This is a genomic window from Haladaptatus sp. R4 (assembly GCF_001625445.1).
GTDB lineage: Archaea > Halobacteriota > Halobacteria > Halobacteriales > Haladaptataceae > Haladaptatus.
This window is the reverse complement of the sequence record NZ_LWHG01000032.1, coordinates 82,610-106,962: the sequence shown is the minus strand read 5'-3', so window position 1 is coordinate 106,962 and position 24,353 is coordinate 82,610. Positions and strand designations below refer to the sequence as shown.

The following is a 24,353-nucleotide window of genomic DNA, read 5'->3' as shown; positions in this document are numbered from 1 at the left end:
CGCCGACCGTCTTTCCCTTTGCTTACATATCACCTTTCACGATGCTCGCGACCCGTTTCTTGTCGTAGAGGTCGCCCGAGGCGTCGTACACCTGCTTTGCCGCGCGCTCGGTGAGGACGAGATTCGTGATCGGGCCCTGGTACAACCCGCCGCCACGGTACACGTCGTCGTTTTTGACGGCGGTGAGCCGTTTGCCGATCTTGTGGTTCTTCATGAACTCGACGACCGTGTTCTGGAACTCCTTTTTCGTCTGGTTCTCGTGTCCGCGCAGGAGCAACACGTCGGGATCGATCTTCAACAGCGTCTCGAAGTCCACCTCTCCGCGCGTCGCGTGGAAGTCACGGACGTCCGTGTTGGCGAACGCGTCTTGGACCTTCAGGTCGCGCCACTGTTTGAAGCTCGTCCCCTCCGAGATGAGGTACGGCGAGAACGACTCGGGCTTGTTCCCGTTCGCCCACATGATAGCGACCGACGGCCGTTTCGACTTCTTCGACGGGACGACCGATTCGAGGTTCGACTGGAAGTCGGCGTGTAGGGACTTGAACGCCTCGTACCGGTCGGTGCGCTTGAACACCTTGGCGAGTTTTTCGAACGCCTCGTAGAGACTGTAGTATGTGTAGTCTTTGTGCCACTTGTATCCGGTCGAGAAGATGCTGTTGCCGAAGAACGGCCCGATGTTCTTTTCGACTTCGTCGACGTCCGACTGGGACCATCCTTTGAACCGGTTCATCAGGAAGTTCGGGTCGATGACGTGTACGTCGCCGTCCAGTTGGTAGAACAGTTCCTTGTTGACGCCGTCCTGGTACAGGTTCTTCATCCCGCTCTTGTCCATCGAGACGCCGGGAATTTCGTCGTAGTACTGCGTGTGGTACCGACTCGTCAACCAGACTGCTTTCGGCGGTTCGAGGCCGAGCGCGATGCCCATGTCCGCCCAACTGCCGTTGTTGGCGACCCAACTCTTCGGGACGGAATCGAACTTCACCGACCCGACCGGTTCCATCGATACCGAGTACGGACCCGACTCCGACGTTTCCGTCTCGGTCGTCTCCGTGCTCGTTCCGTCCGATTTCGAGCCCGTCGTCTCGCTAGTGTTCGTCGTGTCCGTTCCTGCTCCTGAACTCTCGTCGCCGCCGAGACAGCCAGCCATGATCGTCGCTCCGGCGACGCCACAACCGAACAGATACCGTCGACGGCTCGTGGTCTTAGGGTCGTCTGCTACCATGCCCATGTTTTAGGCTCGCCTAAAGGTACGTAAATGTTCTCATTTTTTGGCACCCCTAAAACTGCACTGTCGTCGTACCGATAATTCATCCGCTCGAACGGGGAACCTGACGGTTCAGCTTCAAGTACTCCCCCGTCGTACCCGAGTTCGGGAACGGGGAAACGACACGATGGGGAACCACGACGACATCGGACAGCGACCAGCAACGCGCTCGCTGCCACGGAGACGACTGGGGACGATGGGGCGGCGACGGTTCGTCACGACACTCGCGGGTGCAGGGTTCGGCTCGATGGCCGCCCTGCTCACGCCCGACGACGTGCGGGCGGCCGGACGCGACGAAGTGCCGCTCGTGTACGGTCGGGGGTCCGATTCCGAACCGCTGACGACGACGGTTCCGGCTGATTGGTTCGCGGACCTCCGCGCCGCGTTCGACGCACACGAGCGCCACGACTTGCTTTCTCGTCACGGAATCGTCGGTAGCGCCGTCGTTCCGGGCGAGTTCGGCGGACGAAACGCCGCCCTCGCCGTGGACGTGACCTACGACGAGGCGACGGGGTCCGTCCCCGAACGAATCGGCGACGTCGCCGTCGAAGTGAATCACGTCGAAGCGGCCGATACGACCGAAAAAAGCCGGACGTACGACGCTTCGTTCGACGACGACCGCGTGCCCGGAAGCGTCGAGTGCGGGAGCAAGCACGCCGCCGCAACGCTCTGTCCGGCGATGTACGACGACGGAGCGCCGTTTTTCGCGACTTCGAACCATCTCTACGGGGACGACGACGAACAACACCGCGGCGAACCGTTCTACGTCAAGGGACGCACCGGATGGCGAAAGGTCGGCAAAGTGGGACGCGGCTACGCATTGGACGACTTCGTTCGTATCGACCCGGTGAACGACGCGCTTCCGACGAGCGCCATCCACGGCGTTTCCCCATCCGCGGTCATGGGGCAGTTCACGCGCGCGGGACTCGCCCACCTCAAAGCACGTCGGTCGAAACTGCAGAAGGTCGCCGCCGTCTCCGGTTACTCGTCGGGTCGGATTCAAACCGTGGACGGGATGACCTGCGCGTACGGAACCGTCTGCAAACACGGACAACTGAAATGGGGGTCACGGTCCTCGTTTACCGATGGCGACAGCGGGAGCGTCAGTTTCCATCCCGACCTCCAGCGGCCGGACGATGGCGTTCTCGTCGCGAGTCTCAACAACGCCCGGACGTGGTGGCCCGTCGAGGATTACATCTGGGGGACGGCCGCCTACCGGATCACGGCCGACCACGGCGTCACGTTCTCGCCACCGACTGTTGGCTCTCGGTGAACTGCAGTTCGACTATCGTCCTCCCGTCGAGTTTGGCGGATATCTTCCCGGCGAGCTTCTTCGCCAGCCCGGGATACCGCTTTCCGGACGGCTTGGTCACGAGCACCGTCACGTGCTGTTTGTCGTCGACGAGGCCCATGTCGTCGAACTCGACGTTCACCTCCACGAGTTCGAGTTGCTCGTAGTGCTTCGATTCCAGTATCTTCTGTACCTCCCTGTTCGCCGTGTTTTCGGTGTGGACCTGTTGGGTCATCAGCGCTCCCGCGCCGACGAACGAGACGAGCAAAATAGCGGCCGCGACGATTCTCGGTGCGGCATCCCGAATACTCCCTTCGTTTTCCGGGCGGTAGCCGAGCGCCCAGAGGACGCTGCCGGACGCGGCATTGATGGAGACGACGTTCACCACCAGCAGGACGAACGCACCGAACGCCAACACCGGCGGTCCCCACGCCAATCCGACGCCGACGGCGGCGGCGGCGGGAATGAGCGCCGCCGCGATCATGACGCCGACGAGCGAGACCGGCAGTGCGGTTGCGACTCCCAACGCCCCCGCCGCGCCAGCACAGAGACCGACGGCGAGCGAGAGGAATCCCGGCGAGGTGCGCTGGCTTATCTGGTTCACCGTCGCCACGTTGAGGGCCGGTGGGATGAACTGCGCGGACTTGAGCGACCACCCGAATCGTCGCGCTGACGATGGCCACGGCGAGTCCGAGCACCTGCGACGACAACCCGTCGCGTATCATGTTGCGGTCGTTCAGGACGAGTCCGACCGCTCGTCGTCATCGCGGACCCCATCTGCGGGGCGATGACCATCGATCCGACGACCAGCGCGGGTGAGTTGAGCAACAACCCGGCGGTCGCGACGATCGCCGACAGCACGGTCATCGCGTAGTACGTCAGCGGACTCGGATTCATTCCGAGCGCCTTCGTCCGTATCTCCTCGGTCGCGATGCTGTCGTCCTCGTCTCGCCCCCGTACGAATCGTTCCTCTAACTCCTGAATGTTCGGGGTTCGGGCCGTCTCCAAACTGCCGACGACGGTGTAACCGTTCTCGTCCAGACCTGCGTCTCGAAGGCTCGTGAGAACGGCGTCCACCGCTTGCGTCGGCACTGGAAATTGAACGACCGCGGAATCGTCGTCATCTCCGTCCTCCCGTGTGAGCACGTAATCGATGTCCTCGTCGTCCAGCACGGCGAGAACGTCGCTCCGGCAATCGTCCGGAACGAGCACTTGAATGAGACGCATGACGGGACAAACCGAGGCGGGGATGAAAGTCCCTCCGGCCGGTACCGTCTCGCCTATCGGTCGAAAAACGTCTTCAACAACTTCGACTGGGCGTGTCGAAGGTGCTGATGAAACGTCGGTGCCGAAACGTCGAGTAGTTCCGCGACTTCCTCGCCGGTGCTGTTTCGCGGCCACTCGAAGAACCCGGCGAGGTACGCCGTCTCCAGTGCCGTCCGTTGCCTGTCGGTCAGCGACTCTGCGAGTTGCATCCTGAACTCCGTCGCCGTCGGTTCGGGTTTTTCCCGCTCCCGCTGGGCGACGACCCGAGCGGTCGGCGCGATGCGTTGTACCGCTTCGACCATCCCCCTGATGTCCGCGTCCCTCGGTAGTTCGATGGTTCCTCTGGCCTTCTCCGGCCCCGCTTCGACGTGTCCGAGCGTCGCCCCCCTGTCCACGAGCGCCTTGACGAACGACGGCCGTCGTAGCTGACTTCGAATATGCACTCGTCTTCGCGCTCGTGGACGACTCGCGTGTCCGTTACCCCGTCGTACTGCTCGGTTCGCTCGCGGATGACCTCCGGCGGCGCACCTGAAGCCGTGACGAAACAGAGGATTTCGCCGGTCGGCGAAATCGTCGTTCCCTGCAAGACGAACGTACACCCGAGTTTCTGCGGAATATCGATGAGATAGTGGTCGGCCTCCGGCGCTTCCATCTCGACTTCCACCACGCAGTCGGAGACGAGCGCCTTTCGGCTCTCCATCGCGGCGATAGCCATCCCGATCGTTTCGCCGAGTTCGACGAGCACCGACTGCTCGCGGCAATCGAACGCCCCTTCCCGGTCGGCGTGAACGACGAGGACGCCGTATTGGGTTTCGTCGTACCGAATCGGTAGCGCCGCCAACGATTGCTGATCGCCGTCGAGCGCTTCCGTCACCCACGATTCGAACGCTGGATCGGTCGGTACGTCCTCGACCACCACCGTCTGCCCGGACCGCAGCGCTTTGGCGACCGGACAGTTCCGTTGTCCCGCCTTCTTGTCGGCCGATTCGTAGTAAGTATCATCCCCCGCGTTCGCCACTGCTCTGACGGTTTCGACTCCCATCTCGTACTCACCGATCCACGCGAACTCGTACGGTCCGGCCGACGCCAACCGCCCCACGACCGTCTCCTCGATTTCCTCCCTGCTCGTGGCCTGCACCAGCGTTCGATCCACGTCCCGGATGACCTCGTTGATCCGGTTCAGTTCGACCAGTTCGGCTCGCTGCGCCGCCAACGTTTCCTCGCGCTCCGCCCGGTCGAGCGCCGACCGGACGTTCGTCGCCAATATCTCGGCGAAGTCACGGACGTATTCGTCGAACCGTCCCGCGGAAGGGGAACCGAGCAGGAAGACACCGTGGGCCCCCAACGGAATCACGATCTCCTGTTCGACTTCCATTCCTTCTTCGCATACCCCGAGATCGTCGTCCGATCCGTCGAACGTGATCGCTTCACCCGATTCGAACGCCGACCACACCGGATCATCGTTCCCCTCGAAACGTGGAACCTCGTCCAGTAGCGTCTCGGTCGTCTCCGTCATCGCAGCAGGAACGAGCGTATCACCTCCCTCGTTCGTGAGGAGGAGCATCGAGAGGGGGAGGTCGAGTTTATCCCCGGCGGCTTTCACCGCAATCTCACAGATGTCCGTCTTCGTCTCCGCCGTCATGAGCCGACGCGTCGCGGAGCGCAGATATTCGAGCGTCCGTTCGCGGGCCTTCCGCTCCGAGATGTCCTTGAAAATGGCGTTGACGAGCCGTCGACCGCCGACTTCCGAAACGTTCGCGCTGATTTCGACCGGCACTTTCTCGCCGTCGGGTCGAACGACCGAAAGGTGATCCACGTTCCGTATTATGCCTCCCCTCTCCGCGTGGTTCTCGAATATCTGCCGATACTTCTCTCGTCGCCCCACCGGATGGATTTCCGACTGGTGCATCCCACAAATCTCGTTCCGAGGGCGACCGAGCAACTTCTCCGCCGCTCCATTGGCGTCCACGATGATACCCGTCTCGGCATCGGCGACGAGGACCGCCTCCGGACTCGCGGCGACCAACCGCCGATAGCGTTCCCGTGACGCTTCGAGTTCCGTCTCCACCTCCTTGCGCTCCGATACGTCGCGGATGATGCCCGTTATCAGTTCCTCGCCGCCGCACATGCCGTTGTGAAACGAGAGCAGTACCGGAACTTCGTGGCCATCACGGTGTCGTGCAGTCGTTTCGACGTGCTCCCAGTCGAGTCGTCGCTCCCCGGTTTCGACGTATCGGTCGAACGATTCCCGATGTGTCGACCGGAGGACCGACGGGATCACCGTCGTCAACTGTCCCCCGAGCATTTCGGTCGGGTCGTACCCGAGAACGCGTTCGAGGGCGTCGTTGGCGTAGCGGATACGTCCCTCCTCGTCTATCGCTACGACGGCGTCCGCCAACCCACCGAGTATCGCCGTTGCCTGTTCCAACTCCTGTGCGGTTCGGTAGTCGTCGATTGCGCGCTCGACTTGTGTGTGTGAGTAACTCGGGACGGGCGGGATTGACACAGTCGGTGACTCCCGCCGAAAGCGCCCTCGTGATCGTCCCGTCGTCGGTCGGTGACGATGAAGAACGGCAACTCCGTGTCGCGTTCGCGTACCTCCTCCAACACGGCCACCGCATCGTATTCCGCCGGTGAATGCTCACAGACCACGCAGTCGGTCGATATCGAGTCGGTCGAGTACCTTCGTGGCACTCGTTCGCCGCTCCGTGGCACCCTGTAGTCCAACTCGTCCGCTCTGCCCAACGTAGACGATTTGTGGCGTGTCCGGGTATGATTCATGGAGGGACATAGGAATATTAATACCGCGGAGCTATCTCTACCTTTCGGTCAAACGGGAATGATTAATACCCGTCCGTGTCAGCCAACAGGTATGAGGCTGGAGGATTACTGGGGCGTCGGGCCGAAGACGAGCGAGTTGCTCGCATCGGAACTCGGCGTCGAACGGGCGATTCACGCCATCGAATCGAGCGACGTTCGCGCACTGACGAAAGCGGGGCTTCCCCGAGGACGGGCGACACGTATCCTCCGGCAGGCCAACGGGGGCGAGGGGATGAACGTTCTCGCCACGCGGGATGCTCGTTCGGTGTACAAGTCACTGCTCGACCTCGCCAGCGACTACGCCGTGACGCCCGACGCGGGCGACCGAATTCGCGTCTTCACCCCGGTTCGATCCCGGGAGAAGGCGGAGGAACGACTCGACTCCGTGATGGCGGCCGTGGAATCGTGGGATGAACTGGACGACGAGACGCGGGAAACCGTCCTCGATTCGTTCGACGCCTACGACGGCAGCGAGCGAACCGCCGTCGAGACGGCGCGGGCGCTCCAACGAACCGGCGTCGATGACGGCGCGTTCGCCACCGTCGCGGAAATCGACCCGGACGACCTCGAAGTCGCGGAGGGTGCCCTCGGAAAACTCGACGACGGATCGGTTGCGGAGGGTGCCGACGAGGAACTCGACCGCCTCCGGGAGACGCTCGCAGCGGCCGAACGACTCGAAAGCGGGTACCTCGACGTGCTCGAAGCCGTCCAGTCAGGTGACGTTCGAAACCCCGACGAGTTCCGCGAGAGCTACGTCGAGTACGTCGCCCGTGAGACCGACATCGAACCGGGGAGCGAATCCGCGACGCGACGGTGGGCGAGGCGACCGACGCCACTGACTTCGTCGGCGGGTCGCTCCGCGAACTCGTCGCCGAAAGCCGTGCCGCGGCCGAGGAACGCGAATCCTCTGTGGTCGAGCGACTCGAATCCGACATCGAAACCGCCCGTGATGCCATCGACGCCGCCGTTTCGGCCGTGAGCGACCTCGCGGTCTCGCTGTCGCTCGCCCGCTTCGCCGCCGCGTTCGACCTCACGCGTCCGGAGTTCGTGGACTCCGGGTTCGCCGTCGAGGGCGCACGGAACCTCTTTCTCGCCACGGGGAGCGGCGACGTCCAGCCCATCACCTACGGCATCGGCGACCACGCCGTCGCGGGACCGCCGAAAGGTGACCGCGTGACCGTCCTGACCGGCGCGAACAGCGGTGGGAAGACGACCCTGCTCGAAACGCTGTGTCAGGTCGGCTTGCTGGCACAGATGGGCCTTCCCGTCCCCGCATCGCGGGCGCAGGTGTCGATTTCCGACGCCATCGTCTTCCATCGCCGCCACGCCAGTTTCAACGCTGGCGTGCTCGAATCCACGCTTCGGAGCATCGTCCCGCCGCTCACTGACGACGGGCGGACGCTCATGCTGGTGGACGAGTTCGAAGCGATCACCGAACCGGGGAGCGCCGCGAACCTCCTCCACGGTCTCGTGAGTTTGACCGTCGACAGGGGCGCGCTCGGCGTGTTCGTCACCCACCTCGCGGACGACTTGAATCCACTCCCCGAGCAAGCCCGGAAGGACGGTATCTTCGCCGAAGGGTTGGACGAGGAGTTGGACCTGCTCGTGGACTACCAACCCCGCTTTGACACGGTCGGCAGGTCCACGCCGGAGTTCATCGTCTCGCGGCTCATCGCGTCCGCCGACGACCGCGCCGAACGCGCCGGTTACGACGTTCTCGGCCGAGCAGTCGGCGAGGCGCTGGTGCAGGAAACGCTCGATTCTTGGACGGTCGAGGAGTGACGCGGTTACTCATTCGGACGTTTACTACCAGCGCATTCGCCTCGCTTTTGGGTCGTCCGCCAAGTGACCCGTTCGACCCGGTCGACGATGCCGTCAGTTCTCACCCCTGTCTCCCCAGTTCCCAGCCTCGTTCGCCGAGTTCGTTGAGGCCCGCTTCCGTCGGTTTCTCGCTATCTCCGAAGAGGCCGCCGTTCGACAGTTCCACAATTTTGTACTCCCATTCGTCCATAGAGCACCTTGTCCCGGTTTCAGTTATAAATCTTCGCGCGTCGGGAGACGAGTAAAAATCGGGTCGGTTTCGATCATTCGCGTTCGAGGTTTCGCTCCCGATCGGTTCGGAATCGGTCCTCGACGTCCTCCACGGTGTCGTTCTCCATGAGTTTCTCCAGTTTTCGCTCGAACTGCTCGTCGGTGAGTTCGCCGCGTGCGTAGCGGTCCTTGAGCGTTTCGAGGGCGTCGCGGTTGTTCGCCGCTCCGCGTGTGCCATCGTCGTTTTCCTGTGGGTCGTCTTCCCACCGGTCTCGTCGTCGGTTCCTTCTTCTCTCCCTGTGCTCCTGCCGTCGCTGTTTCCGCGAGGACGGTTCATCGGCCGCTTCCTCCTCGTCTTCGTCACCGAACAGCAACTCGACTATCGGAATAACGACGATGTAACCGCCCAATAGTGCCCACAGCCACCATCCTTGGCCGGTGAGCAAGGCGAGGAGCCAAATCCCCGTAACGAGGATCGACGCGATTTCGGTCGCGTTCTCCTGAAATCGCTCGATCGGGGTCCCGCTCATACCAGTTCGTTTCTTCGCCGAGGTATAAAACGTCCTTCTTCTCCGATCCGTTACTCTTTCGCGACCACCGCGACGGGAGCACTCCGAGTCCGTTCGAGTCGAAGGACCGTCGAGGAAATTACGCCGGGTGGACGCGTTTCGACACTCGGTCCTGAAGCCCGAAAGCGATGGCCACCAGCAGCACGCCGGTTAGAACGACGGGCGAGAACTGGAGGAATCCCCAGGTCGGGGAGATGGTGAGTGCCGTGATCGCACCGCCGAGACCCAGCAGAACGACTCCAAAGCCACCGATCGTTACTCGCCCAATTCGACTCCTTCGAGCACCGACTGACACGAGTGGCGACACGCTCACCGTGAGCAGGAGGACGCCGATCGCGGGAATCCAGACGTATTGACCCACTGCCGTGAGCGTCCGGTCGAGCAACGGGAACGTAACGGACGGGACGTACGACGTCGTCATGATACTCACGACACCCCAATACAGGAGGAATGCTCCAACGATCCCCACGATTCCGTACAGCACTCCTGACGAATCCGATTTATTCATTACTAATAACAATTCCCCAGTGATAATAAATGTTCCGTGAGAAATCGCGATTCGAATTCCGAACTTTGGATGTTGAGTATTGGAGGGGGCGCGAACCACATCGCATATGGTCCCGTTTTTCGACGAATACGTATGACACGAGACGATGACCCCATCGTCACCCGACGCTCCCCGGACGAGGCCTTCGGGTTGCTCGGCAACGAAACCCGGTTTCGGATCCTTCGCGTATTGAACGACGCCGACGGGTCGCTTCAGTTCTCCGAACTGCGCTCCCGCGTCGGTGCTGACGACCCCGGCGGATTCAACTACCACCTCGGAAAACTCACGGGGCAGTTCGTCCGCGAAACGGACGACGGATACGCCATCGCGTCGCCGGGAGAGCGAATCGTCGGTGCGGTTCTCTCCGGTTGGCTCACGGCCGAATTCGGTGCCGGTTCGGTCCCCGTCGATGGGGCGTGCATCCACTGCGGAGGACGATTGGAGGCGGTCTTCCGTGACCACGGGATAACCATCGACTGTACCGACTGCGAGTGGGCGTTTACCGACCCGGAAATACCCGCGGGCGTCATGGAGGGATTCGACGCGACGGACGCACCGACCGTCGTCGCCCGCTGGCTTCGCATGACGGCGACGCGACGGACCTCGGTATCTGCACGAACTGCCATGGCAAGCTAGAATCGACGCTGTACCTCTCCGACGACCCCGAGGCACCCGATTGGCTCGAAGGGAGCGGATTGGTCGGGATGCTGTTCTACGACTGCGAACGCTGTGGTTACAGCTACAACAGCGCGGTTCAGTTGGTCGTTCTCACTCACCCGCTCGTCGCCGCCTTTCATTACGAACACGGCATCGACCTGCGCGAAACGCCGCCGTGGGAACTGCCGTGGCGGGCGACGGACAACGCGACGGTCGAATCGACCGATCCGCTTCGCATCGCCGTTCCGATGACGCTGGACGGCGAAACCCGAACGTTCGTCTTCGACCGCGAGTTGGACGTCGTCCAACAGCGCAGAAGTTGATACATTTCCAATAGAACTGGCGTTCTGCAATTCAGCCTATAGAAATGATGCTCTGCAAACATTTATTCCAGTTTCGTTCCTTTCGAGCGTATGGCTTCTCCCAGCGAAAGACGGACGCCGAACGGATGGCCGGAACCGACGCCCGAACAAGTGCAAGTCATGTTGCTCGGCACCTACCACATGGACAACCCCGGATTGGACGAGGTGAACGTCGATGCCGACGACGTGCTCGCCTCCCACCGACAAGCCGAACTGCGCGAGTTGGTGACTCGCATCGCGGAGTGGACCCCCGACCTGATCACCGTCGAGCGACCGTACGACCGAAACGACGTGCTCAACGACCGGTATCGGGAGTATTGGTCGGGCGAACGCGCGTACGACCACGAAGAGACGTTTCCGGCACTCCATCCCGTCGCGACGAACCGGCGACCGAATGCCGAAGCGAAGTCGTGCAGGTGGCATTTCGACTCGCGGCTCGACTCGACCACGAACGAGTTGCCGCGATAGACGAACACCCGCCGGAACCCGAGGCGGACCCGTTCGAGGACCGCGGGATCGATTCGGGACGAAAGACCGACGTCGAACTTACGGGCAGCGAGGACCGACAGCGCGAGAGCGACGAACGTCTCTCGTCATCCACGATTCCGGAATACTTCGGCTGGATCAATAGAAAAGAGGAGAACCGATACAACCACGACACCATGTTCGACAAAGGGGTTCGAGCTACTGGTGAGGGATTCGGTAGCCCGACCGTCCTCGCCTACTGGTACGACCGCAACATCCGGATGATCCACCACCTCTGGCGAGTCATGTCCCCGGACGACGACAAACTCCTCCTCCTCGTCGGTTCCGGACACGTCCGCGTTCTCCGCCACCTCCTCACCGAAGCGCCGATGTTCTGCCCCGTCAGTCCGCTTTCGTATCTGCCGACGAGCCAGTGACCCGCGAACTCACTCGCCTCTCTCACCTAGTTTTATCCCCCGACCCCGTCTCGATATCGTCGTGTCTCTCACCGTTTCCTCCCGATTCGCCGTCTTCGCCGTTCTCCTCCTTCTCGGGACGAGCGTGCTGACCGCCGGGTGTACCTCCGTACAGCAGTCCACGACGACCGGACGGTCGAACCCGGAGTCCGCCCACAGTTGGACGGTGACCATCACTCGAATCGTTGACGGCGACACGGTGAAGTTCCAGTACGAGAACGGAACGACGGACACGGGACGATTGCTCGGCGTGGATACGCCCGAGGTCCACACCGAAAACGACCCGACGGAGTTCGAGGGTATTCCGGACGACGCCGCCGGTTCGAGTTGCCTGCGCGACTGGGGCCACAAGGCCAGCGAGTTCGCCGACACCGAACTCGCTGGCACGCGGGTGACCATCACGCTGGACGAGAACGAGGGCCGCGCGGCTACTACGGACGACTGCTGATCTACATTCGCGAGGGGGACGGCACCCTATTCAACTACCAACTGGTCAAGCAGGGCTACGCGCGGGTGTACGACAGCGAATTCACCAAGCGCCAGCGGTTTTACGCCGCCGAATCGGCCGCACAAAAGACCGGTCTCGGACTCTGGGAGTGTGCGAGCGGAGGGAGTGACGGCGGGCAGACGACGACAACCGCCACCTCGACGACTGGAGGGAGCACGACCAGCCCCCTCGCCATCAGCGAAATTCGTGCGGACGCCCCCGGAAACGACAACGAGAATCCGAACGAGGAGTACGTCGTCCTGAAGAATACGGGGAACGAACCGCTCGACATCTCCGGTTGGTCGGTTTCGGACGCGGCGGGGCACAGCTACGAAGTGCCGACCGGGACGACGCTGGCCGCCGGTTCGACGGTCACGCTCCACACCGGCAGCGGAAGCGATTCCGCGTCGGACCTGTACTGGGGTGAGGGAAGCGCCGTCTGGAACAACGGCGGCGATACGGTCGTCGTTCGGAATTCGAGCGGCGGCGTCGTTGTGCGAAAGGAGTATCCAACCGAGGAATAGCGCGATGTCGACGGCACCGTGTACTTTGGTATCACTGACCAACAGGGATACTACCTCCGGTAGCGTAGCAGGTTCGCCGCTCCACAATCGGGTGCGGTACGGAAACGGTCGGGGGGAGAAAGCACATCCGAGGAATCCACCGTAATCGATTCCTCGTGGGGGGAGACTCATGACACAGACAGAAGACACAGCTAGTTTGCGAAATCGGCTCGAAAACGGCGAAATCGTACTCGGAATAGCCGACGACACGTACGCGCCGACGGTCGTCGAACTGTACGGCGACCTCGGACTCGATTTCGTCTGGATCGATTTCGAGCACGCGGGACCGAGTCCGTGGGATGCGGGCGCAGTGGAATCGTTGCTTCGCGCGAGTGAGCTCACGGGAACGGAACTGTTAGTTCGGGTTCCGGTTACGGAACCGGCGCTCGTCCGGAAGGTACTGGATGCCGGTGTGAGAAACGTGTTCCTCTCGCACGTCGATACAGCGGACGAGGTGCGGGATATCGTTCGAGCGTCGTATTTCGGCTACGACGGCGAACCGGGAGAACGCGGCCTCGCGGTTCCGCGAGCGAGTCGGTGGGGACGGGAGGACGATTACGTCGCTACCGAGGACGCAGAGGTCCTCATCGGTGTGACGATTGAGTCGCGCGAGGCGGTCGAGAACATCGACTCCATTCTGGCCGTTCCCGGCCTCGGGTTCGTTTTCGTCGGCCCGTTCGACCTTTCGGTCGCGGTCGGCTCCCCCGGCGAACTCGACCATCCGGACGTACGGGACGCCGTCGAAACCGTTCGTACGGCGGGTATCGACCGAGGCGTTCCCGTGGGAAACCTCGGTTTCGGGATGGACGATGTCAACGAAAAAGCTCGGAACGGGTATCAAATTCTGAACATCGGTACGACGACCCTCGGGATTCAAGAAATAGTCGGCGATTGGTTGAGCGAGTACGACGGGGCCTGAAGACGCGACCCGGGCGACCCTCCACGCTCGGTCCGTTTTACGTACGGAATCCGCGTTCCGTCCCTTTCCGAACTTAGCCGCTTTCCGGGCTTTTAGGACCCTTCCCGACGACGCCGTGGTATGGAGTATCGAACTCTCGGTTCGACGGGCACGAAGGTCTCGGAACTGTGTTTCGGGACGTGGCGATTCGCCATGGAATCGAACGGCACGGTCGAAACGGATTACGACACAGCACACGACCTGCTCGACACGGCGTGGGAGAACGGCATCAACTTCATCGACACGGCGAACGTCTACGGTAGCCCGAACGGCACCAGCGAGGAGTGGATCGGCGACTGGCTCTCGGAGTACGACCGCGAGGACTTCGTCATCGCCTCGAAGGTGTACTTCCCGTTCGACGGTTGGGGCGAACCGGGACCGAACGATTCCGGCCTCTCGCGTAAACACATCCGCGCCCAGATAGAGGGCACGCTCGACCGCCTCGGCACGGATTACCTCGACGTGTACTACATTCACCGCTGGGACGACGAAACCCCGATAGAGGAGACGCTCGCGACGCTGACGGAACTCGTGGACGAGGGCAAGGTGAACTACCTCGGCGCGTCCACGATGGCGGCGTGGCAACTCACGAAGGCGCTCTGGAAATCGAACGTAAACGGCTTCGAGCGCTTCGACGTGACTCAGCCCATGTACCACGCGGCGGCGAGCGGTCCGGTGGAGGACTACCTCGACGTCTGTGCCGACCAGGACATCGCGGTCTGTCCGTACTCGCCGCTCGCGGGCGGGCTTCCTGACCGGCAAGTACGAACGCGACGGCGACATCCCGGCCGGTCGCGCGCGGACCTCGTGGACTACTTCGAGGACTACTACATGTCCGAGGAAGGCTGGGAGATTCTGGACGAGATTCGAGCGGTCGCGGACGAACTCGACGCAACCCCGGCGCAGGTCGCGCTCCGCTGGCTCATCCAACAGCGCGAGTTCTCCTGTACGCCCATCGTCGGCGCGCGGACGACCGACCAACTGGAGGAGAACGTCGGCGCTGCCGACATCGAACTCTCGGGCGAGCAGTACGACCGGATCGAGAACGTGGGTCGAGACGAATAAGCGACGAAATTGACGACTATTTTTCACGACTGGTTGGCGAGAGAGTGAAAACCCAGGGCTACGGGCGTGGAAACCTCCCTGTGGGAAAACATCATTATTCTCCGTCCCGTCTCTCTCCCAGAGGTGTCGTCGAGTGGGGGAGTCCGGCGCACCAAAACGAGGGCATTCAGATGTCAAATACATATGTCGGCGCTATCGACCAAGGCACGACCGGAACCCGGTTCATGCTGTTCGACCACGACGGTCGGGTCGTCGCCAGCGCCTACGAAAAACACGAACAGAAATACCCGGAACCGGGGTGGGTCGAACACGACCCGCTCGAAATCTGGGAGAACACACAGCAAGTCGTCACGGCCGCGCTGGAGGAGGCGGACGTCGCCGCTGATCAACTCGAAGCCATCGGCATCACCAACCAGCGCGAGACGACGCTGTTGTGGGACAAGGATAGTGGCAGTCCGATCCACGACGCCATCGTCTGGCAGGACCGGCGGACGACCGACCGTGTCGAGCAATTGGAAGCGGACGGAAAGGTGGACGAAATCCGAAAGAAGACGGGGTTGGAACCCGACGCGTACTTCTCGGCGACGAAGGCCGAGTGGTTGCTCGACAACGCCGACCCCATCAAACTCCAGCGCGCACGACCTGCGGATATCCGGGAGCGCGCCGAGGAGGGCGAAATCCTGTTCGGAACCATCGACTCGTGGCTGATCTACAACCTGACGGGCGAACACATCACGGACGTGACGAACGCGTCGCGGACGATGCTGTTCGACATCCACGAGATGGATTGGGACGACGAGTTGTGCGAGGAGTTCGGCGTGCCGCGCGCGATGCTCCCGGAAGTACGTCCGTCGAGCGACGACGAGACCTACGGTTCGACGGACCCCGACGGCTTCTTCGGCGCGGAAGTCCCGTCGCGGGCGCGTTCGGCGACCAGCAGGCCGCCCTGTTCGGGCAGACCTGTTTCGACGCTGGCGACGCGAAGAACACCTACGGCACGGGCAGTTTCTTCCTGTGAACACGGGCGACGATGCCGTCGAGAGCGAACACGGCTTGCTCACGACGGTCGGCGTTCCAACGCTCCGGGGAACCCGTGCAGTACGCGCTCGAAGGCTCCATCTTCGTCACCGGCGCGGCCATCGAATGGCTCGTGGACGTGGGATTCATCGACGACGCGGCCGAAACGGAATCCATCGCCCGAAGCGTCGATTCGACGACGGCGTATACATGGTCCCCGCGTTCACGGGACTCGGTGCGCCTCACTGGAACCAGCGCGCCCGCGGGACGCTCGTCGGCATGACGCGCGGAACTCGTCGGGAGCACATCGTCAGGGCGACGCTCGAATCCATCGCCTATCAGACCCGCGACGTCGCCGAAGCGATGGAAGGCGATAGCGGCATCGAGGTCGAATCGCTGAAAGTCGACGGCGGCGCGGTGAAGAACAACTTCCTCTGTCAGCTACAGGCCGACATCCTCGGTGCCGATATCGTCGTCCGGTCGTGGACGAGACGACGGCGCTCGGGTCGGCCTACGCCGCCGGTCTGGCCGTCGGCTACTGGGAGCTCGACGGACGACCTTCGCACAAACTGGCAGGTGGACCGCGAGTTCGAACCGGACATGACGGAAGCGGAGGCGGACGAGAAGTGACGCTCGCTGGGAGGACGCGGTCGAGCGTTCCCTTGGCTGGGCAAGCGAGGGGGGTGCCTGAGATGTCGGAAACGGCCGACGAATCCGGAGCAGCAACGCAGGGCCCCCAGGAGTACTGGCGTGCGAAGTACATCAACGAACTCGTCGGCACGTTCATCCTCGTCCTGCTCGGTGACGGGGCGGTCGTCGTCACGATACTGACGGGGGGATACGACCTGTTCGGCGTGTCCATCCTGTGGGGGTTCGCCGTGATGTTTGCGGTGTACTGGGTCGGCGGTGTCTCTGAAGGTCACATCAACCCGGCGGTGACGATTGCCAACGCCGTCTGGCGGGACTTCCCGTGGCGACACGTCCCCGGCTACATCGTGTCCCAAATCATCGGGGCGTTTCTGGCGGCCGGAACCCTGCTCATCACGTGGTCGGGATATTACGACTCGTTCTCACAGGCGAACAACGTCGTTCGCGGGGAACCGGGGAGTTCGATTACGGGGATGACGCTCTGGACGTTCTTCCCGAATCCGGCGTTCGCGGGTGTGAAGACCGGTGACCTCAACTCGTTACAGCAGGCGGCGGGACTCGTCTCGTTCCCGCAAGCGTTCTTCAGCGAGATGGTCATCACGGCCATCCTCGTCGCCGTCATCTTCGCGCTCGTGGACGACGAGAACCCGATGGGAACGCGCGCCTCTCCGGCGCTGGCGGCGTTCCTCATCGGCCTACTCGTGGCGGCACTCGTCCAATACGAATCGCCCATCAGCATGGCCGCGCTGAATCCGGCCCGCGACCTCGGCCCGCGAATCATGGGCTACTTCGCCGGATGGGGATCCATCGCGTTCCCCGGTCCGCGCGGTGAATGGTGGGTTCCAACCGTTTCGACCATCGTGGGCGGCATCATCGGCGGTGGGTTATACGACGTACTGACTCGGAAGTACATCATCAAACTCGAAGCCGAGGATGTCGAACCCGAGGAACCGGCGGTCCACGATGAAGAACACGAAGGTTCGACGGGAGGGAGCTAACGAGTGCCCGTGACGACTTCAGACGACCCGGATCGTTCGACGGGAGCGTACCTCAGACTGGTGTTTCTCGATCCGGTGAGTCTCGTCGGACTCGCCGTGCTGGTCTCCGGTCTCGTGCTCGTCTCCATCTCCGCCCCCGGAACGGCGGTCAACAAGCCGCTTCTCGGCGGGACGCTGATGCTCGTCGGAACCGTGTTGTTCGGTCTCGGCTACACGCGAGCACAGTGGGGATTACGGCGGTGGCGGCGATAGCATGAAGCGGGTACCACACCAAACGTTGGAAATGACCCGTATGGAACGTACTGTCACCGTCGTCCCCGAGGCCGGACTGCACGCCCGACCAGCATCGCGCTTCGTCACGACCGCCAACGAGTTCGAATCGGAGATCACCGTCGCCCTCGCGGACGGCGACGCGGTCAACGCCCGAAGCATGCTGTCGGTGACGACGCTCAACGCGCGCCAAGGAGATGACGTTCAACTCGTCGCGGAGGGAGACGACGCCGAAGACGCCCTCGACGCACTGGAAGACGTGCTCACCACGCCGGAGGATGGGGAAGCGTGACGACCGAACTCTCCGGAATCGGCGTGACGCCGCGCGCCGGCGTCGGTGGGGTCGTCTGGTATCGCGGAGCGACGGACCTCCCCGACCCGCCAGACCCGACGACGGTCGATCCCGAGGAAGAACTCGCGGCGTTCGAGGCCGCGCAAGCGACCGCACACGAGGAGCTCGAACGGGAGCGGAAGCGAACGAGCGACCGCGTCGGCGAGGACGAAGCCGAGATTTTCGACGCGCATCGCGCGTTCGTGGACGACCCGGAAATCGTCGGCGGCATCGAGGCGGCCATCGAGAACGGCCTTCCGGCACCGCACGCGATCCAGCGTGCGTTCACCGACCCGATCGCCCGATTCGAGAACCTGGAGGGTTCGATGTCCGAACGGGCCGACGACCTGCGCGACGTGCGCGACCGACTCCTGCGAATCGTCACCGACGGCGACCGCATGGACCTCGGCGACCTTCCCGACGGATCGATACTCGTCGCGGAACGGCTCACGCCGAGCGACACGGCCCAACTCGATCCGGACGTGCTGTCCGGGTTCGCGACCATATTCGGCGGGCGAACCTCGGAACGCGATCTTCGCCCGCTCGCTCGGCATCCCCGCCGTCGTCGGCGTCGGCGACGAACTCGCACAGGTCGGCGACGGGCGGGAACTCCTGGTCGATGGCGAGAACGGCGTCATCGTCATCGATCCCGACGAGGACGCGAAGCGTCGAATCGCCGACGCCGAAACGCCCGTCATCGACGACCACGTTTCGACGGCGGACGGGGAGGAAATCGAAGTCGCGGCGAACGTCGGGACGCTCGCGGAACTCGACGTCGCGGCCGAACAGGGTGCCGACGGCATCGGCCTGTTCCGAACCGAATTTCTGTTCCTCGACCGCGACGCGCCGCCGGACGAGGACGAACAGTACGAGGTGTACACCGAGGCGTTGGCAACCTTCCCGGACGAGCGGTGCGTCGTCCGAACGCTGGACATCGGCGGTGACAAGCCGATTCCGTACCTCGACGCGCCGGACGAGGCGAACCCGTTCCTCGGCGAGCGCGGGATTCGGCGCTCGCTCGGCCCGGATTCCGACCTGTTCGAAACCCAACTGCGCGCCTTGCTGCGCGCGGCCGCGGACGATTCGGTGGGAACCCTCGCCGTGATGTTTCCACTCGTCGCCAGCGTCGAGAACTCGACGCGGCCGCTCGCGCGGGTCGAAACCGTCGCCGAGGAACTGGACGAAGAAGGCGAATCGTTCGACGTGCCCGAACTCGGCGTGATGATAGAGACGCCGGGATCGGTGTTCATGGCCGAGTCGCTCGCCGAGCGGGTGGAGTTCCTGAGCATCGGGACGAACGACCTCACCCAGTACGTGATGGCCGCGTCGCGTGAAAACGAGCGAGTCTCGGACCTCCACGACCCGCGCTATCCGGCCGTCCTACGAGCGATTCGTCGGACGGTCTCGGCGGGACACGAGGGCGACGCGTGGGTCGGCATGTGCGGCGAGATGGCTGGCGACCCCGACCTGACGGAACTGCTCGTCGGTCTCGGCCTGGACGAACTCAGCATGAGCGCGATAACCGTACCGGACGTGAAAGCGAACGTCGGGGATATCGACACCGAGGCGGTGCGAAGAACGCGCCGAGCGGGTTCTCGCGGCCGAAACGCGCGAAGAGGTCGCCGAGTTGTTGTAAATCCCTTACAGCTTCGAAATTTCTCCCGCTTCTTCCGCGGCCTCCAACACCGATTCGACCGTGGCCTTCGGACTGTTGGCCGTGACGGCCGCGTTGACCGCGCCCTCCAGAATGGGCGCGTCGGCGATTTCCGCCTCGACGTCGGCCATTTCGATGGCGAGTTCGGTGTTCATCACCGCACTGCCCAGGTCGACGAGGACGACGACGCCGTCCTCGTCGGCGAGCGAATCCAGCGCCTCCTGAATCACGGGTGTGCTCGTCCCCAGACCGCCGTCCGGGTCGCCGCCGACCGCCTCGATGGGAACGTCGCCCGCCATCTCGGCGGCGACCTCCCGAATCCCGTTTGCGGCCTGTTCGCTGAGCGAAACCACGACGAGTCCGATCATTCGGACACCTCCGTTCCGTCGCCGTCGGCCGCCTCGGGTGTCGCTTCCTCGTCCGGTACCGTCGGCGACGTCGCGTCTGCTTCGAGGTCGCCGTCGCCGAGGTGGGAAACGGCGGTCTCCTGAATCGCTTCGAGCATGAACAGGGTGCTCGTCGCGCCGGGGTCCTGATGCCCGACCGACCGCCAGCCCAGGTACGACGCCCGGCCCTTCAGCGCGCGAATCGGCGTCGTGAAGTTCACGCCGCGCTCTGCGGCATCAACCGCCTTCGTTAGCGCCTCCACCGGTTCGAGGTCGTCCTGCTCGATGGATTTCTTGTAGGTGTGGACGGCGGGCGTCAGCGCGTCCACCATCGTCTTCGCGCCGACCGGCGCGTCTCCCCTGTCCTGTACCTTCTCCAAGAACGCTTCGGCGAACGCCACCGTGGTTTCCGGTGTCAGACCGTCCGCCAGTTCCGCGCTGGCGCTCATGAACGACCCGCCGTACAGCGGTCCGGCGGCCCCGCCGACCTCCGAGATGAGCGTCACGCCGACCGTCTTCACGATGTCGGCCGGTTCAGCGTCGTCCATTCCGTCCGTTTTTTCGAGGACGGCCTGAAAGCCGCGGTTCATGTTCGCCCCGTGATCGGCGTCGCCGATGGCCGAGTCGAGGTCGGTCAAGTAGTCCTTCTCGTCCGCCATGCGCTCGGCGACCCGTTCGATTGCCGAAAATACCGCCTCACGTTCCGTCGCTGTGTCTGCCATCGTTTCCTGATATCATGCACCCTATCGGGGTAAACCTTCGCTCCTGTCGGGCCGTGGTGGTATGAGTCGAGAAAGATATCATCGTCTCCGTGCGAGACCATGCCACCATCTTTATGATCTCATGCACGTATTCATCGTGCAACGGCCGAGTGATTACACACTATGCGCCCACTGCCGGTCATTTGCGGTTCCTCGGCAGTCTAGTGGCATTCTATTCGTGTGACGGAAGGACTCACGCGGAGCGCATCACACAGTTCACGCTCGCTCCACGCTACCATGACCGTCCCAACGCGCCGACCCGACAGTGACCAGCACAGTGGCGAGAAGATACACGACGATACGTCGATCACGTACCATTTCGTCTGTGAGTTCTGCGACGAGGTGTTAGAGACCGAATCCATCGACGGGATGTACGACCGAGGCACGGCACATCTCGAAGATCACAGAAACGATCTGTTGGTGTCGTTCGTCGACGGACCTCGACGGAACCGCTGTGAAAACGACTGCGGGTGCGTTCTCCCCATCGTACGCGACGACGTCGATGGTTTCGAGTGTCCCGATTGTGGGCACGATAATTTCGGCTCGCTCGCGAGACGACATCTCTACTGGGAGATGGAACTGATATCTCCGTGAGTGCCTCGCAGTGTCCCCTATCGCCGAACGGGTTCCGATTGCGGGTCAATTCCTGCTTGCGACTCGGTGGAACTCCTCTCGGGTCGTCTCTGCACGTCGGAACTCCTACCGTAATCGTCGGAAGCCGTTCACTTCCCCTTTCATCGACACTTCTTCTCGGGTTCGTCGGATCCCTGACCGACTCCTCTCTTCCGAACGTCCTCGGATTTGACTTGATAGCCTGGTTCGTCGTGATTTCGCTAGCGGCGCTCCTGTTGGTCGAAGCTGGTGTCTTTGGACGATAACCGACCTTCGACCGAATCTATCGCCATACTGTGCGGATACTTCTGCGATTTGTTCGGAACAGAAGACTCATTACTGATACTGATTGAGCCTCGTCCAATGGAATTGACGAGGCGAGCGGCCCTCTCCACCGCCTTAGCGACGACGCTCTCCGGTTGCAGTACGCTCGGTGGCAACGGAAATTCCGTCGATTGGTCTGCTCCGTTCGAGGGCGATTATATCGCCCAAAAACCGTATCTCGGTCACAAATACGTCGCCGTTGCCACCGATGACGGTGGAATCGGTCTCCTTTCCGCGGATTCCGGAAACTCCGTCGCGAGTACGCGGCGCAACCTTTCGAACGCTGCGGGCACACCACCCGTTCCTATCGCGGACTCGTTTCTCACCGTCACCGACCACGTCGTCCTGCTCCATCCGTCCGGGGAGTTGAGGTGGTCGCAAGCACTGCCGGACGGAGGATACGCGAGCATCCAGTCCCGTCCCATCGTCATCGATGGCTCCGCGTTCGTGACGACGAGCGAATCGTACGTGTACCGTATCGACGTTCGTGACCGCGAGATACATCGTGTCGGCGACCTCACCGTTCCCGGTCGCTGGTGGAATCGGGATGGACGTCAGGTCGTCGTCGGCACTCGGTCGCTCGAAACGGCGCTGTTCGACCTCGATTCCGGCAAAGAGCGCTGGACGACGTTTTCGAACATGGTGGCTCACCCGTTCCTGTACGAATCGGACGTCGTGACGTCGGTGTACCGAAACGGCAGTCTCGAACTCGTCTGCATCGACCCCGACGGCGACACGGAACGCTGGAGCAGAACGCTTCCCGGTTCGGTCGTGTCGTTCGCTGGTTTGGTGTCCGACGATTTGCTCGCGGTCGTCACGGGTGAACCGTGGGAACGGGATAAACAGGGTCAGGTTTCCCTCGTCAAGCCGAAAACTGGCGAAGTCGTCGCTACGAATGACCTTCCACCGAGGGTGAACGCGCCGGGCGATATTCGCGGTTCGACCCTCTTTCTGACGAGTTACGACGGAACCGTCCTCTCCATCGATCCGAACCGCGGAAAACGCGTCGAGTACGAACACGACGGTCACATCACGTCGCCGCCCGCCGTTCGCGACGGAAACCTCGTGTTCGGAACGGACGAGCCGAAACTCTACTCGATTCAGTTGGACTGATAAAAATCAGTTTCCGCCTACGTCACCGTCAGCGCGGGCGTTTCCACCGGATGCGCCAGCAGTTCCTTCAGTTCGTCGTCCAGTTCCAACACCGTCACCGAACAGCCCTGCATGTCGAGCGAGGTCATGTAGTCGCCGACCCACGCGTCCCACGTCTCCAACCCTTTGTCTTCCAGTATCGACTGGAGTTTCCGGTTCACGATGTACAGTTCCGACAGCGGCGTTCCGCCCATCCCGTTGACGATGGTCGCGACCTCCGTTCCGGAGTCGAGGTCGAGGTCGTCGAGGACGTTCTCGGTCAGTCGCTCGGTGATGTCGTCGGCCGAGGTCATGTCCACGAGTTCGACGCCGGGTTCGCCGTGAATCCCGATGCCGAGTTCGATTTCGTCGTCGCCCAAATCGAAGGTGGGTTCGCCCTTCTCGGGCGTGATGCAGGACGTGAGCGCGGTTCCCATCGTCGCCACGTTGTCGATAACCTTCTGGGCGACCCGCTGGACTTCGTCCAGATCGCCGCCTTCGTCGGCCATCGCGCCCGCGACCTTGTGGACGAAGATGGTTCCACAGACGCCGCGTCGGCCGGAGGTGTACAGCGAATCCTCGACGGCGACGTCGTCGTTGACGACGACTTGTGCGACCTCCACGTCGGATTCCATCTCCGCTAGTTCCCCCGCCGTCTCGAAGTTCATCACGTCGCCCTCGTAGTTCTTGATGACCATGAGGACGCCCTCGCCGCCGTCACAGGCCTGTACCATCTCGCTGACCTCGTCGGCGGTCGGCGACGTGAACACTTCGCCCGCCGCCGCCCCGTCGAGCATCCCGGGACCGAGGTAGCCCGCGTGTGTCGGTTCGTGCCCGCTTCCACCACCGCTCACGACGGCGACCTTTCCTTCCACCGGTGCGTCGTTCCGAACGAGGACGTTCGAGTCCGGCAATCGTCGAACCTCGTCCGGGTGCGCGGCGACCATCCCGTCCAGCATCTCGTCCACCACGGCGGATGGCTCGTTGATGAGTTTTTTCATGCGTCGTGTTATCATCTACACGCTGGCGCATAAGGGTTCCTTCGGACGGAACGAGTGTGTTCGGACGGAACGACTGCGCCTGTCCCGTCCGACTTCCCCTATCGGTTCCGCGTTCGATCCGTCGAATCGATGAATCACACCGTCGAATCGGTGGACTCAAACCGTCGGTTCGACGTTCTGGTTCATCCGGAACCGGTTGTCCGGGTCGTACTCGTTTTTCACCGCCACGAGGCGGTCGTAGTTCTCGCGGTACGCCATCGATTCCTCCCCTTCGCGTTCGCTGATGAGGTTCACGTAGGTTCCGCCGGTGGCATCGTCTGCGAGGGCGTCGAAGAACTCCCGCGTCCACGAGATACACTCCTCGTCCATCGCCGGGTCGGTCCACCGTGTCGTGATGTT

At 62.6% G+C, this 24,353-nt stretch carries 24 protein-coding genes and 5 pseudogenes; 17 read left to right on the top strand and 12 right to left on the bottom strand.

All coding sequences use genetic code 11. From position 1 onward, the window contains the following. Window positions 1-22: 22 nt before the first annotated feature. Window positions 23-1,222 carry an ABC transporter substrate-binding protein gene (locus tag A4G99_RS22295; protein WP_066148510.1) on the bottom strand — a complete coding sequence of 400 codons (1,200 nt, stop codon included), beginning with the start codon at window positions 1,220-1,222 and terminating at the stop codon, window positions 23-25. A gap of 169 nt (window positions 1,223-1,391) precedes the next feature. Between A4G99_RS22295 and A4G99_RS22290 the strand changes: the two genes are divergently transcribed. After that, window positions 1,392-2,537: a hypothetical protein gene (locus A4G99_RS22290; protein ID WP_066148428.1), complete on the top strand. Its 1,146-nt coding sequence runs from the start codon at window positions 1,392-1,394 to the stop codon at window positions 2,535-2,537. On the opposite strand, the pseudogene A4G99_RS30050 reads toward A4G99_RS22290, so the two are convergent. The 3 genes and pseudogenes from A4G99_RS30050 to A4G99_RS22280 form a co-directional block, all read right to left on the bottom strand. Then, window positions 2,503-3,782 (bottom strand): annotated as a pseudogene (locus tag A4G99_RS30050) (TIGR00341 family protein). The gene A4G99_RS22290 and the pseudogene A4G99_RS30050 overlap by 35 nt on opposite strands. A gap of 53 nt (window positions 3,783-3,835) precedes the next feature. After that, window positions 3,836-4,030 (bottom strand): helix-turn-helix domain-containing protein, encoded by a 195-nt coding sequence (locus tag A4G99_RS28005; RefSeq protein ID WP_223302167.1) that lies wholly within the window; start codon window positions 4,028-4,030, stop codon window positions 3,836-3,838. Window positions 4,031-4,090: 60 nt separating this feature from the next. Then, window positions 4,091-6,327: pseudogene (locus A4G99_RS22280) on the bottom strand (PAS domain S-box protein); the annotation flags it as partial. Window positions 6,328-6,332: 5 nt separating this feature from the next. Between A4G99_RS22280 and A4G99_RS29060 the strand changes: the two are divergent. After that, window positions 6,333-6,458: a hypothetical protein gene (locus A4G99_RS29060; RefSeq protein WP_255359169.1), complete on the top strand. Its 126-nt coding sequence runs from the start codon at window positions 6,333-6,335 to the stop codon at window positions 6,456-6,458. A gap of 4 nt (window positions 6,459-6,462) precedes the next feature. Here A4G99_RS29060 and A4G99_RS27995 read toward each other — a convergent pair whose 3' ends face one another. After that, window positions 6,463-6,612, bottom strand: coding sequence for a hypothetical protein (locus tag A4G99_RS27995; protein WP_223302139.1), 150 nt, complete (start codon window positions 6,610-6,612; stop codon window positions 6,463-6,465). 81 nt (window positions 6,613-6,693) lie between these two features. On the opposite strand from A4G99_RS27995, the pseudogene A4G99_RS22275 reads away from it, so the two are divergent. Next, a pseudogene (locus tag A4G99_RS22275) lies at window positions 6,694-8,423 on the top strand (DNA mismatch repair protein). A 100-nt stretch (window positions 8,424-8,523) separates the two neighbouring features. Here the strand turns inward: A4G99_RS22275 and A4G99_RS25445 are convergent. The 3 genes from A4G99_RS25445 to A4G99_RS22265 form a co-directional block, all read right to left on the bottom strand. Continuing rightward, window positions 8,524-8,652 (bottom strand): DUF4177 domain-containing protein, encoded by a 129-nt coding sequence (locus A4G99_RS25445; RefSeq protein WP_150123205.1) that lies wholly within the window; start codon window positions 8,650-8,652, stop codon window positions 8,524-8,526. 73 nt (window positions 8,653-8,725) lie between these two features. After that, window positions 8,726-9,202, bottom strand: a complete 477-nt coding sequence (locus A4G99_RS22270; protein WP_066148424.1) for an SHOCT domain-containing protein — start codon at window positions 9,200-9,202, stop codon at window positions 8,726-8,728. 118 nt (window positions 9,203-9,320) lie between these two features. Further along, on the bottom strand, window positions 9,321-9,749 hold the full coding sequence (locus tag A4G99_RS22265; RefSeq protein WP_150123204.1) for a hypothetical protein: 429 nt from the start codon (window positions 9,747-9,749) through the stop codon (window positions 9,321-9,323). A 132-nt stretch (window positions 9,750-9,881) separates the two neighbouring features. Here A4G99_RS22265 and A4G99_RS27990 point away from each other — a divergent pair, with 132 nt between their 5' ends. The 12 genes and pseudogenes from A4G99_RS27990 (at window position 9,882) to ptsP (ending at window position 19,721) form a co-directional block, all read left to right on the top strand. Beyond that, complete coding sequence (locus A4G99_RS27990) at window positions 9,882-10,424, top strand: helix-turn-helix domain-containing protein (protein ID WP_223302138.1); 543 nt, start codon at window positions 9,882-9,884, stop codon at window positions 10,422-10,424. Window positions 10,425-10,858: 434 nt separating this feature from the next. Further along, window positions 10,859-11,275 carry a hypothetical protein gene (locus A4G99_RS27985; protein ID WP_223302137.1) on the top strand — a complete coding sequence of 139 codons (417 nt, stop codon included), beginning with the start codon at window positions 10,859-10,861 and terminating at the stop codon, window positions 11,273-11,275. After that, on the top strand, window positions 11,224-11,709 hold the full coding sequence (locus tag A4G99_RS27980; RefSeq protein WP_255359168.1) for a DUF5694 domain-containing protein: 486 nt from the start codon (window positions 11,224-11,226) through the stop codon (window positions 11,707-11,709). The genes A4G99_RS27985 and A4G99_RS27980 overlap by 52 nt, the downstream gene beginning before the upstream one ends. Window positions 11,710-11,770: 61 nt before the next feature. Next, a complete protein-coding gene (locus tag A4G99_RS27975; protein ID WP_223302135.1) occupies window positions 11,771-12,196 on the top strand; it encodes a thermonuclease family protein in 426 nt (141 codons plus the stop codon). After that, window positions 12,088-12,759: a lamin tail domain-containing protein gene (locus A4G99_RS22250; RefSeq protein WP_223302166.1), complete on the top strand. Its 672-nt coding sequence runs from the start codon at window positions 12,088-12,090 to the stop codon at window positions 12,757-12,759. Before A4G99_RS27975 ends, A4G99_RS22250 begins: the two co-directional genes overlap by 109 nt. Window positions 12,760-12,928: 169 nt before the next feature. Then, entirely contained in the window at window positions 12,929-13,717 is a 789-nt protein-coding gene (locus A4G99_RS22245; protein WP_066148419.1) for an HpcH/HpaI aldolase/citrate lyase family protein, read from the top strand. 120 nt (window positions 13,718-13,837) lie between these two features. Beyond that, the gene (locus A4G99_RS22240; protein ID WP_066148415.1) at window positions 13,838-14,821 is read left to right on the top strand and encodes an aldo/keto reductase; all 984 of its coding nucleotides are present in this window, start codon (window positions 13,838-13,840) and stop codon (window positions 14,819-14,821) included. A 170-nt stretch (window positions 14,822-14,991) separates the two neighbouring features. After that, window positions 14,992-16,529: pseudogene (glpK, locus tag A4G99_RS22235) on the top strand (glycerol kinase GlpK). Between the two features lies 1 nt (window position 16,530). After that, window positions 16,531-17,484, top strand: a complete 954-nt coding sequence (locus A4G99_RS22230) for an MIP/aquaporin family protein (protein ID WP_066148413.1) — start codon at window positions 16,531-16,533, stop codon at window positions 17,482-17,484. A gap of 9 nt (window positions 17,485-17,493) precedes the next feature. After that, window positions 17,494-17,736, top strand: coding sequence for a hypothetical protein (locus A4G99_RS22225; RefSeq protein WP_066148508.1), 243 nt, complete (start codon window positions 17,494-17,496; stop codon window positions 17,734-17,736). Window positions 17,737-17,776: 40 nt separating this feature from the next. Continuing rightward, complete coding sequence (locus A4G99_RS22220) at window positions 17,777-18,046, top strand: HPr family phosphocarrier protein (RefSeq protein WP_066148506.1); 270 nt, start codon at window positions 17,777-17,779, stop codon at window positions 18,044-18,046. Next, window positions 18,043-19,721: pseudogene (gene ptsP / locus A4G99_RS22215) on the top strand (phosphoenolpyruvate--protein phosphotransferase). Before A4G99_RS22220 ends, ptsP begins: the two are co-directional and overlap by 4 nt. Window positions 19,722-19,726: 5 nt before the next feature. Here ptsP and dhaM read toward each other — a convergent pair. Next, window positions 19,727-20,107, bottom strand: a complete 381-nt coding sequence (gene dhaM / locus A4G99_RS22210; protein ID WP_066148411.1) for a dihydroxyacetone kinase phosphoryl donor subunit DhaM — start codon at window positions 20,105-20,107, stop codon at window positions 19,727-19,729. Next, window positions 20,104-20,847, bottom strand: coding sequence for a dihydroxyacetone kinase subunit DhaL (gene dhaL / locus A4G99_RS22205; protein WP_082837996.1), 744 nt, complete (start codon window positions 20,845-20,847; stop codon window positions 20,104-20,106). The genes dhaM and dhaL overlap by 4 nt, the downstream gene beginning before the upstream one ends. A gap of 276 nt (window positions 20,848-21,123) precedes the next feature. On the opposite strand from dhaL, the gene A4G99_RS22200 reads away from it, so the two are divergent. Beyond that, the gene (locus tag A4G99_RS22200) at window positions 21,124-21,480 is read left to right on the top strand and encodes a hypothetical protein (RefSeq protein ID WP_150123203.1); all 357 of its coding nucleotides are present in this window, start codon (window positions 21,124-21,126) and stop codon (window positions 21,478-21,480) included. Between the two features lie 381 nt (window positions 21,481-21,861). Further along, window positions 21,862-22,935, top strand: a complete 1,074-nt coding sequence (locus tag A4G99_RS22195) for a PQQ-binding-like beta-propeller repeat protein (protein WP_066148407.1) — start codon at window positions 21,862-21,864, stop codon at window positions 22,933-22,935. Between the two features lie 17 nt (window positions 22,936-22,952). Here A4G99_RS22195 and dhaK read toward each other — a convergent pair whose 3' ends face one another. Continuing rightward, entirely contained in the window at window positions 22,953-23,954 is a 1,002-nt protein-coding gene (gene dhaK, locus A4G99_RS22190; protein WP_066148405.1) for a dihydroxyacetone kinase subunit DhaK, read from the bottom strand. Between the two features lie 156 nt (window positions 23,955-24,110). Continuing rightward, the gene (locus A4G99_RS29055) at window positions 24,111-24,212 is read right to left on the bottom strand and encodes a BBE domain-containing protein (RefSeq protein WP_255359185.1); all 102 of its coding nucleotides are present in this window, start codon (window positions 24,210-24,212) and stop codon (window positions 24,111-24,113) included. Between the last annotated feature and the right edge of the window lie 141 nt (window positions 24,213-24,353).